The 10,951-nt window shown below is 49.2% G+C and carries 10 protein-coding genes; 8 read left to right on the top strand and 2 right to left on the bottom strand.

Annotated features, from left to right (window positions below; translation table 11 throughout):
• The coding region (locus AC13CY_RS10705) for a hypothetical protein (protein WP_483052496.1) at positions 1-149 on the bottom strand (149 nt) is incomplete at its 3' end.
• A gap of 39 nt (positions 150-188) precedes the next feature.
• A complete protein-coding gene (tal, locus tag AC13CY_RS10700) occupies positions 189-1,136 on the bottom strand; it encodes a transaldolase (protein WP_137095084.1) in 948 nt (315 codons plus the stop codon).
• A gap of 351 nt (positions 1,137-1,487) precedes the next feature.
• On the opposite strand from tal, the gene AC13CY_RS10695 reads away from it, so the two are divergent.
• From AC13CY_RS10695 to AC13CY_RS10660, 8 genes are all read left to right on the top strand, one after another.
• Positions 1,488-1,961 carry an RpiB/LacA/LacB family sugar-phosphate isomerase gene (locus AC13CY_RS10695; protein WP_089675095.1) on the top strand — a complete coding sequence of 158 codons (474 nt, stop codon included), beginning with the start codon at positions 1,488-1,490 and terminating at the stop codon, positions 1,959-1,961.
• Positions 1,962-2,054: 93 nt separating this feature from the next.
• Positions 2,055-3,785 carry a dihydroxyacetone kinase family protein gene (locus tag AC13CY_RS10690; RefSeq protein ID WP_089675097.1) on the top strand — a complete coding sequence of 577 codons (1,731 nt, stop codon included), beginning with the start codon at positions 2,055-2,057 and terminating at the stop codon, positions 3,783-3,785.
• 71 nt (positions 3,786-3,856) lie between these two features.
• On the top strand, positions 3,857-4,792 hold the full coding sequence (locus AC13CY_RS10685) for a sugar-binding transcriptional regulator (RefSeq protein WP_483052495.1): 936 nt from the start codon (positions 3,857-3,859) through the stop codon (positions 4,790-4,792).
• A gap of 434 nt (positions 4,793-5,226) precedes the next feature.
• Positions 5,227-6,333, top strand: coding sequence for an MDR/zinc-dependent alcohol dehydrogenase-like family protein (locus AC13CY_RS10680; protein WP_172514772.1), 1,107 nt, complete (start codon positions 5,227-5,229; stop codon positions 6,331-6,333).
• Between the two features lie 47 nt (positions 6,334-6,380).
• Positions 6,381-7,025 carry a DUF2291 family protein gene (locus AC13CY_RS10675; protein WP_232068264.1) on the top strand — a complete coding sequence of 215 codons (645 nt, stop codon included), beginning with the start codon at positions 6,381-6,383 and terminating at the stop codon, positions 7,023-7,025.
• A gap of 9 nt (positions 7,026-7,034) precedes the next feature.
• Positions 7,035-8,576 (top strand): sugar ABC transporter ATP-binding protein, encoded by a 1,542-nt coding sequence (locus tag AC13CY_RS10670; RefSeq protein WP_172514770.1) that lies wholly within the window; start codon positions 7,035-7,037, stop codon positions 8,574-8,576.
• 19 nt (positions 8,577-8,595) lie between these two features.
• Positions 8,596-9,699, top strand: a complete 1,104-nt coding sequence (locus AC13CY_RS10665) for an ABC transporter permease (protein ID WP_172514769.1) — start codon at positions 8,596-8,598, stop codon at positions 9,697-9,699.
• Between the two features lie 78 nt (positions 9,700-9,777).
• Positions 9,778-10,734 carry a D-ribose ABC transporter substrate-binding protein gene (locus AC13CY_RS10660; RefSeq protein ID WP_172514768.1) on the top strand — a complete coding sequence of 319 codons (957 nt, stop codon included), beginning with the start codon at positions 9,778-9,780 and terminating at the stop codon, positions 10,732-10,734.
• Positions 10,735-10,951 lie beyond the last annotated feature (217 nt).

Raw genomic sequence — 10,951 nt, 5'->3', positions numbered from 1 at the left:
TCGGGGTTGTGCTTGAGGTAGTCATTCCACAGCACCTCGGCAATATCAGCCATACCCATGGGGGCGCCAGGGTGGCCGGATTTGGCCTTCTGAACAGCATCCATGGAAAGGGCGCGAATGGCATTGGCCAGCTCAAAACGGCTATTCATATTAGTGATACCTTGGTTGTTATATTGGGTAGCGTCTCGTTAGGCACGAGCGGTCAAACGTTGAGTAATCAACGACTCCAATGTTTGCTGGTCGTTGGCAAAGCGTCGGATTCCGTCAGCCAGCATCTCGTTGGCCATTGCATCTTGGTTGTGTTGCCAACGAAAACCTGCTTCTGATAGCGGTGTAAATGCTTTACGAGTGACGGTTTCCTGTTGGATTTTTGGAGTGACCTCTCCTTCCATGCTATCAAGCTGTTCTAGCAGTCCGGGAGAGATGGTCAGACGATCGCAGCCCGCCAATGCTAATACTTGATCGGTGGTGCGAAAACTTGCCCCCATGACGACAGTGTCATAATGACCTGCGGCCGCTCTCTCGCAAATCCCCTTTACAAATAGCACGCCAGGATCTTCTTCGAGTGCGAACTTTTCACCGCTTGTCTTTTGGTACCAATCGCTAACGCGGCCAACGAAGGGCGATATCAGGTACACACCTGCATCAAAGCAGGCCTGTGCCTGAGCATCGCTGAAGAGGAGCGTTAAGTTGCAGTTGATGCCTTCACGCTCTAATTGCTGAGCCGCGCGGATCCCTTCCCAGGTAGACGCGAGCTTAATTAGCACACGGCTGCGGTTAATACCCATTCTTTCGTAGCGCTCAATCAGCTCGTAAGCCTTTTGAATACTGGCTTGAGTATCAAAAGAGAGGTGTGCGGACACTTCTGTCGATATTCGTCCAGGCACCACATCAGCAATTTGTCTGCCAATCGCAACCGAGAGTTGGTCAACTATTCGGCTCAGGTCGTCTTCATCACGACATGATTCAGCAAGCACCTTGTCGATTAGCTCTTGATAACGAGGCAGTTCGAAGGCTTTGAGAATCAAAGAGGGATTAGTGGTGGCGTCCTGCGGTTGATAGCGCTTTATGGCATCCAAGTCGCCCGTGTCGGCCACGACCAATGAGTGTTCGCGTAATCCAGCAAGAAGCGACATTGCCTACTCTCCTTTAAAAATGAACGCTCTGTGTTCAAATGATTGTTCATTTGAGCCGGTTTAGTCAAATTTTCGCGTCACTGAAATCGATTTTAAGGTCATTGAACAAAAGTATAGTGCTTGTTAGATAGTGATTTATCATTTAATAATTCTTTTTTTATCAATGGTTTGTTTATATTTCCTTGAGTTTCCCTCTAATTTCTCTAGAAAAATGCGGATGGATCTTATGATCTATGTGTTTACAAATGATCGGTTGGTGATAGATTGATAGCGTCAGTAGACGGCTGGCAACTAGGTCGGTATCCATTGTTGGTCGTCCGCGTTTCTATTTCCTAGAAAGGGAGAGCATGAATGTCTGATGTGACACCTTCTCTCAAAGTCGCCATTGGCGGTGATGAGGCCGCTTACGACTTGAAAGAGATCCTTATCGGTTATATCCGTGAGTTAGGCTACGAGGTTGAAGATTTTGGCACTTTTAATGCCCAGCCGGTCCTGTACCCCGATATTGCCTTTGAGGTGGCTACGGCTATTAAGGAAGGGCGCTTTGATCGTGCAGTGCTGGTATGCGGCACGGGAATCGGGGTGGCTATTTCTGCCAATAAAGTGTCAGGTATTCGCGCGGCGCAGGCGCACGACACTTACTCCGCAGCAAAGGCGCGCACTAGTAACAATGCACAGATTGTAACGCTGGGGGCTCGGGTGATTGGGCCAGAGCTGGCTAAATCAATAGTGGCAACCTTTTTGGGTAGTAATTTTTCGGGTGGAAATTCCGAATTAAAAATAGCAAAAATTGACGAATATGAGTCTCGATTGAATACTCGGTAACCGTGGTACTGCTCATATTCGTCGACGCTGATTAATAACAACAGCATGCAAGCTGTGATTACGCAGTTTGGCCTCACTCCAGAGGATATAATAATGACACGCCTATTTAATGATCCAAGTGATTTCCCTGAAGAAGCTCGTTTAGGTTTAGTTGCTGCGCATCGCGATAAGTTGATGGCTGTGCCGGGAGGCGTTGTACGCAGTACGCGCAGCCAGCCAGGAAGTGTTGCGGTCGTGGTTGGCGGTGGCAGTGGCCATTACCCAACCTTTGCGGGGTTAGTAGGGCAAGGGCTGGCCCATGGGGCTGTCATGGGTAATCTGTTTTGTTCGCCTTCTTCGCAGCAAGTTTATTCTGTCGCCAAAGCCGCTAACAACGGTGGTGGTGTGCTGCTCTCTTTTGGGAATTATGCGGGGGACGTACTGCATTTTGGTGAGGCGCGCGAGCGTTTGATCGCAGACGGAATTCCCTGTGAGATCGTTCTGGTCACTGATGATGTCGCCAGTGCTCCCTTGGCTGAGATTGATAAGCGGCGTGGCATCGCGGGTGATCTAACCGTTTTCAAGGCCGCTGCCGCTGCGGCAGAAAAGGGATTATCACTGGACGAAGTGGTTCAAGTGGCGAAGGAGGCAAATCGCTGCACGCGCTCTTTCGGAGTGGCGTTTGAAGGATGCACATTACCTGGTGCAGCCGATTCGCTCTTTCATGTGCCCGAGGGCAAGATGGCCATAGGGCTGGGGATTCACGGCGAGCCGGGTATTAGTGAGACGGATATCCCATCCGCAGATGGCCTGGCAGAAATCCTCGTTGCCAGGTTGTTGGAGGAAGTTCCTGACGGTATCAGAGTCCAAGGAGCTCGGGTGGCGCCAATACTCAATGGGCTGGGTACTATTAAGTATGAAGAGCTGTTCGTTATTTATCGCAAGGTTGACGAACTGCTGCAGGAAGCTGGGTTAGTCATTGTGGAGCCTGATGTGGGTGAGCTGGTGACCAGTCTTGATATGGCTGGGGTTTCGCTGACGTTATTCTGGCTTGATAATGATATGGAGCCGCTGTGGACTGCTGCTGCGGATGCGCCGGGTTATCGAAAAGGTAGCGTGACGCCAGCGCAGGCGCTGGATCCTGCTGAGGTAGAGGTAGTTATACAAGATGAGATTCCCGAGGCTAGCGATATCTCGCGAAAACTAGCGTTTGGTGTCGTTGAGGCGCTCGAAGTGCTCGCAAATACGGTTAATGAAAACTGTGAGATGTTGGGCCAGATTGATGCGGTTGCTGGAGATGGTGATCACGGTATTGGTATGCAGCGGGGCAGCAGGGCTGCGCTTGAAGCGGCCAGAGAGGCTCTTGATGGCGGGGCTGGCGCAGAGACAGTGCTGCAGTGGGCTGGGCAGCGCTGGTCAGACGAAGCGGGCGGGACTTCTGGTGCCATCTGGCGGGTTATCTTAAAAGCGATGGGGGAGTCGCTTGGCAATGAGAAGCCGTTATCAGTGCAGCGTCTTGCCGCTGGCGTGGTCAATGCCCGTCAGCAAGTCATGGCATTTGGTAAGGCTGAAGTGGGCGACAAAACGCTTGTCGACGTGCTAGTGCCTTTTGCCGATGCCCTGTCTTGGGAGGCTGAGAAAGGCCAGGGAGCTTTGGCTTGCTGGGAATCCGCTGCACGCATAGCGAGTGAGGCTGCTGAGGCCACTAAGCAATTAATTCCCCGCGTTGGCCGCGCACGCCCATTGGCTGAAAAAAGCGTGGGTACACCTGATGCTGGTTCTGTTTCATTGGCGCTGATTATTCAGGCGCTGATTCCTGTGTTGAAAAAGTGTCAAGCAAGCTGACATGATACATGCCCTTTAACAACCCCTGGATGTCGAGGATGAATGGTCAAGACGCTGCAGATATAGACTTAATGACAGAGATTTCAACGCTCTACTATGTGCAGGGGGAAACGCAGGAGGCAATCGCAAATAGGCTTGGGCATTCGCGTGTGCGAATAGGGCGGCTGCTCAAACGTGCTCAGGCAGAAGGAATTGTCGATGTTCGAGTGCGCCTGCATCCCGCCGTTAGTGTTGAGATTGAGCAGGAACTCAAGCGTCGCTTTGGCCTGAAGCGAGCATTGATTGCTCTGGATCATGCCGACCCGGATGTACAGCGCTCGTCAGTCGCTAGTTTAGTGGCAGACCATCTGTCGCGTAGTTTGACCGATGGTCAGATCGTGGCCGTTGGTATGGGGCGTAACGTGGCCGCCGTGGCAGATAATGTTTTCTTAGCGGAGTCGTTAAAGGTTTCATTCGTGTGCGCAATTGGGGGCTCGCTGCGTGCAGGTGAGCATATGAATCCCGATCATATTTGTCGACGTTTGGCGAGTAGGTTTGGCGGTGACAGTGAGACGCTTTATGCCCCTGCGCTGGTACAGAGTGGTGAGCTTAGGGATGCGTTGTATGAAAACTCTACCGTGCGCCAGACGCTAGACCGAGCGCGACGCGCGGATACCGCCTTGATTGGCGTGGGGGACGTGAGTGAAGACAGCAATATGGTGCGCATGGGGTGGTTTTCGGCCCAGGAGATTGCAGAAGCGCGGCTCTCTGGAACTGTGGGCGATATGATGGGCTATGACTTTATCGATATCCATGGAAGGCCTTCCGCAACGCAGATGCAGGGGCGTGTGGTGGGGCTTAATATACAGGATCTTACGCGCATTCCAGACGTTATTGCCATCGCCAGTGAAAATACAAAAGCGGTCGGGATACTCGGGGCGCTGCGTACCGGAGTTATTGATACCTTGGCCACTAGTGTGACTAACGCGCACACCATTCTGCGCCTTGATGAAGCAACTGCTGGGTAAGTGCACGCTTCATCTGTATTCAAAATCTATGGTTTCTGGGCATCTTATATTTCGGCCGCCCTAACTCCATCTGTTGCATTTATCGACTTTTCTCAGGCATGTGGGCGCTCTCTAGCATGCCTGGTTTTTCCCTTGTCTCCCGCTTTGTTGCCAGTAGTATTTGGTAGACGATTGTACATTTGAACATCATCGGAACATAAAGCATGTCTTTGGGCTATGTTTTGGTGTGCCTGTAATAATAAATAATTTCCATTTTTTAAATTTAATCATATAAAACAATAAATTATGTTATTGGTCTAAAGTATAAGTCTAGAAAGTTCTATTATGGATTGACTCAGCTACGCTTAAGGCAGTTAATGCATATGTACACAATAAGATCTTTTGTAAAGCGTGCGCCGCTAGCCAAGCAATACAAGATATATTAGGAGTAATTAATGCATAACGCAGATAACAACAACCACACCGAACTGCCACTAACCATGCAAGCCGTCGTAGCCTACGCGCCTGGAGATTATCGTCTTGAGGAGGTGGCATTGCCGAAGGTGGGAGAGGGTGAAGTACTGATAAAGGTTGAAGCGTGCGGAATCTGTGCAGGTGATCTCAAGGCATATGAAGGTGCCCCAAGCTTTTGGGGAGATGATACTCAGCCTGCTTATATCAAGGCGCCGATGATTCCAGGCCATGAGTTTATTGGTCATGTGGTGGCTTTAGGAGAAGGTGTTGCAGGCTTTGAGGTTGGCGATCGCATTATTTCTGAGCAAATCGTACCTTGCTGGGGATGCCGTTTTTGTAACCGTGGGCAGTACTGGATGTGCGAAAAGCACGACGTGTATGGTTTTCAGTACAACGTAAATGGCGGCATGGCCGAATATATGGTCTTTCCTAAAGAAGCCATTAATCACAAGCTGCCAGATGAAATTCCGATGGAGAAAGCGGTTCTTATTGAACCCTATGCTTGTTCATTACATGCCGTTAAGCGTGCTCAGATTGAGCTGGGAGATGTGGTTGTCCTCTCCGGAGCAGGAACTTTAGGGCTAGGAATGATCGGAGCGATCAAAAAGTCCGGGCCTTCCAAGCTGGTTGTGCTAGATCTCAATAACAAACGCTTAGAACTTGCTAAACAGTTTGGCGCTGACATTGTCCTGAATCCCGCTGAAGTCGATGTTGTTGACTACGTGAAAGGGATTACGGAAGGCTATGGCTGCGATATCTATATTGAGGCGAGCGGTGCTGTACAGTCGGTAGAGCAAGGTCTTTATATGATCCGTAAATTGGGTCGTTTTGTCGAATTTAGTGTATTCAAAGAACCAGTGACTGTTGATTGGAGCATTATTAGCGATCGTAAAGAGCTGGATGTGCTGGGTGCGCATCTAGGACCTTATTGCTACCCACTTGTGATCGAAGGTATTGGTAATGGTGATTTACCAACGGATCATGTGGTGACCCATAAGCTGCCATTAGCCGAGTTTCATCAAGGGTTAGATCTAATGCGCAATGACCCTAATGCGTTAAAGGTTGTGCTTATACCTGATGGGAAGTAGCTAGGGGAATTTTCTGATTTATAAATACAATGATAACCGGAGTGATCATGTCGTCGACATTAAATTCGGTGCCCGGTGATAAGCGCATAAGGGCCTATGTGACAGCTGCTGTTGCTTTAGCGCTGATTGCGATCATGGCGCTTGATACCAAAGTCATTAGTCTTACCGAACTTGAGAGCGCTGTGGGGTTTTCACCACAGCAATTTGCTCAGGAAACATTTCCAGAGATTAAAGCGTATGTTGAGAATAACGCTGTAAATGCATCGGTATTGGCGCCAGAGGTTCTCCAGGATACCGGTGTGGCAGGCGAGAAATACGGCGTCGCTGCCGGCATTGGTCATATTGTGCCAGTCTCTTTATCTGGGGTTGCTGTAGAAAATCGAGGGGGCGTTTACACCCTTGAAGTTGCCGATGTGCCTTCAGATATTGTTATTCGTGTGCAAACAGGCCCCGCCATTAATGGCACTACGCTGAGGGATACAACCGGTAATATTCAATTTGGCGACTTTACCAATCAGATTGAATACCAAGATGTTGGCGCAGCGCTTAATGATGAAATGAAGCGTCAAGTGCTTGCTGATATTTCCGGACAAGAGTTAACCGGGAAAACGTTAGAGATAGTTGGCTCTTTTACTATGATAAATCCCAAAAACTGGCTAGTTACGCCGGTGAGTATAGCGATCAGTGAGTGAGGAGCGGCTATGAGTATCGATACATCAACTGTAGAAGTGGCTCCGGTGATTCTTTCTGCACGCAATATCGAAAAGCGTTTCGGTGCTGTGCAAGCCCTCAAAGAAGTGAACTTCGATATATATCGAGGACAGGTAACAACGCTGTTTGGCGAAAATGGAGCTGGTAAATCTACGCTGATGAAGATTTTATCTGGCGTCATTGCTCAGACGGCTGGGGATATTGTATTGGAAGGCGAGAGAGTTAGCTTTTCTTCGCCGTCGGAAGCTGAAGCGCTGGGGATTACCATTATTCATCAGGAGTTGAGCTTGGCTCCTAACCTGAATGTGCGTGACAACATTTTTATGGGCCGTGAGCTGACTAAAGGAAGGGGCAGCGTCGACTATAAAGAAGAAGCGCATCAGGCTGAACTGTTAATGGCAGAGCTGGATGAACCGATCCACCCTCTTACCCTGGTCGAAGATCTGCGGGTGGGGCAGCAACAAATCGTTGAAATCGCTAGAGCGCTGTCCAAGAACTCTCGCATTTTGATTATGGATGAACCAACTTCCGCATTGAGTGCCACGGAAGTCGAGACGTTATTTAAAGTCGTCCAGGATCTCAAAAACAAGGGTGTGTCGATTGTTTATATTTCTCATCATTTGGAAGAGGCGTTGCAGATTACCGATCATGCCGTTGTTCTCCGCGATGGAGTCATGACTGCTTACGCCCCACGTAGTGATATCGACCTGCAGTGGATCGTCAGGCATATGGTAGGAGAGAGTTTCGATCTTGGCTCACCGCCTACAGGGTATGAGCAGGGTTCCACCGCGCTCTCTATCCAGAATCTTTACCTCAGCGACGATAAAGTGGCAGGTCGCTATGTTGTTGAGGATCTTTCCCTTGATGTGCGCGCCGGCGAGATTGTCTGCATCTATGGACTAATGGGCGCTGGAAGAACTGAGTTATTGGAGTGTGTAGCAGGACGAACCCGGCAGACCAAGGGAGATATCTTGCTCAATTCAACTGACGTATCGCACTACAACATTGCACAGCGAATCGAGAGAGGGTTGGTGTTAGTGCCTGAGGATCGCCAGCGAGATGGGCTGGTGCCCACCCTGTCAGTCGGAAAAAATCTGTCGCTAGCCAGTATCCATGCGTTTACTCGCAAGGGGCTTACTTCATCCAGCTTGGAGGCAGAAATGATTAATTCAGCTATCAATCAGGTGCACATTAAAACAGACGGTGGGGAGGCTGCCATTGGCTCACTGTCTGGTGGTAACCAGCAAAAAGTAGTGATCGGTAAGATGTTGGCTACTCATCCAGACGTCATCATGCTTGATGAGCCAAGCCGTGGTATCGATGTAGGTGCCAAGGCCGAAGTATTCAAGTTATTGAGCCAAGGGGCCCAGCGGGGGTTGGCGGTTGTCTTTACAACATCTGAAGTAAGCGAGTGCTTGAGTATTCCACACAGAGTGCTGGTGATGAGCAAAGGACGGATCTCTGCTGAATTCAAACCGGGTGTAACGAAAGATGAAATTATGGCTGCTTCGGGCGAATCAGTTGCTGCATGATTATTCAATCGGATAGGTAATGACTATGTCTCATCACAACAATAACGCGTTACAAGTTGAAAAAGGCAGTATCGATATCGTCAAGATTTTGCTGGAAGGTAGGGCTTTTTTCGCATTAATCGTGATCATTATTGTCTTTTCTATGCTCTCGCCTGTTTATTTTTCGACAGGTAATTTTTTAACCATGTCATCTCATGTAGCTGTTTTTGGCTTGCTAGGTATTGGCATGCTGTTTGTCATTCTGACCGGCGGTATCGATTTGTCGGTTGGCTCTACGCTGGCACTTTGCGGAGTGTTCGCGGGTATGTTACTAGAAGGGGTTGAGATTGAGGCGCTTGATTTGGCTTTCTTTCCTTCTGTGTGGGTCGTCGTAGTGCTTACTTGCTTATTGGGCGGCTTCGTGGGGGCTATTAATGGCGTATTAGTTGCGTACTTCAAAGTACCTGCCTTCGTGGCTACGCTTGGCATGCTGTATGTTGCGCGCGGAGCCGCACTTCTGCTAACCGACGGATTAACTTTTAACAATTTAAGCGGCGATCCTGCATTAGGTAATACTGGGTTTGAATGGCTTGGGTTTAATAAACTATTCGGTATTCCTGTAGGTGTCTTGATTCTCTTTTGCGCTGCGGTTATTTGCATGTTGGTGCTCAGCCGTACGCCGTTTGGCCGATGGATTTACTCTACCGGTGGCAATGCGCGTGCTGCAGAGCTATCTGGGGTGCCTGTCAATCGCGTTAAGCTCTCCGTCTACATTATTTCCGGCGTGTGCGCAGCCCTAGCTGGAATTGTGCTTGCCTCACAGTTGACATCAGCAGGGCCTACAGCAGGTACTACCTATGAGCTGACAGCAATTGCTGCTGTTGTTATCGGCGGTGCCTCACTGATGGGAGGGCGTGGCACGGTTCGAAATACTTTATTGGGTGCATTTGTGATTGGCTTTCTAGCCGACGGCTTAGTCATCATCGGTGTGTCTGCTTATTGGCAAATGGTCTTCACGGGTAGCGTGATTGTCTTCGCTGTCATGCTCAATAATGTCCAATACAGCGCTAAAAATAAGTCCTCTGTAAAAGCTGAGAAAACAGCAGAACTTAAGCGCGAAGGTTCTAGGGCAAGCGCTACTTAACGTAGCATTGCTTAGAAGTGTGACCTGCTCAGGTCTACCTATTCAACGACTAACAATCATAACTATGAGGTGACAATTATGCTTCCAAAAAGTAAAAAAGTACTTTTTACAGCTCTCGCTAGCGTCTCGATGCTCTTTAGTAGCTCTATAGTTGCTCAGGACAAGGGGCTGATCTCAATTATTGTAAATGATATGTCAAACCCCTATTGGCAAACGGAAGGAACCATTGCTGAACGGACAGCAGAAGAGTTGGGCTATGATGCAAATGTAAGTTCCCATGTGGGTGATACCAATACGGAGAGTAATCAGGTCGATACGGCAATTACCAATGGGGCCAAAGCGATCATTCTGGATCCTGCTAACGCAGATGGTTCAATTGGAGCTGTGCGAAGAGCAATTGATGCGGGAATTCCGGTATTTATTATTAATGCTGAAATTAATCAGCAAGGGTTGGCCAAGGCGCAACTAGTTTCCAATAATGCACAGGGAGCCGCGTTAGGCGCGCAAGAGTGGGCAATGCAATTGGACGGCGAGGGATCTTATATAGAGTTAAAAGGACCTCCTTCTGATAACAATGCAGCGACAAGGTCCAATGGCTATGAGACGGTGCTTAGCCAGTATCCCGACCTGACCCTGGCAGCATCTGATATCGCTAATTGGGATCGAACCGAAGGGCGCAATAAAATGCAGAGCATGCTTCGTTCTCATCCAGATATCAGAGGCGTTATTAGCGGCAACGATGAAATGGCTTTAGGTGCGATTGTCGCCCTAAAGCAGGAGGGGCTGCTCGATGATGTATTGGTTGGTGGTTTTGACGGTTCACCCGATGCTGTTGATGCGGTTCGCTCGGGTGAATTGGCTTATACTGTCCTACAGCCGGTAGCCGTATTTGCTGAAGATGCCGTAAAGATTGCTGATCATTACATCAATACAGGTGAAACAGGGCTAGACAGTGAAAAGCAGCTTTATGACTGTATCCTTATTACGCCAGATAATGTAGACAACTATACCTCTCCCTTTGTTTTGGAAGAGTAAGGTGTGCAAGAATAGGCTTTAGTCGCGTAAGTGTTAGAGGAACTTGCCTAGAGGCCAGTCAGCTTTAAAGCTGGCTGGCTTTTTGTTTGCCCGGCGAAGCCGGCAAACCCGGCCATCTGAAAGAAGATGGCGTCACCCCGACTGAGGGGAAGACAATCCGACTGGCAAGGGCGTCACTGGCCAACGGTGGGGTCTGAAGGAAGCCATAGGAAGTTAA

It is taken from the genome of Vreelandella sp. L-15, assembly GCF_056857635.1.
Note: the sequence above shows the minus strand (reverse complement) of the source record. Positions and strands in the feature narration are given on the sequence as shown.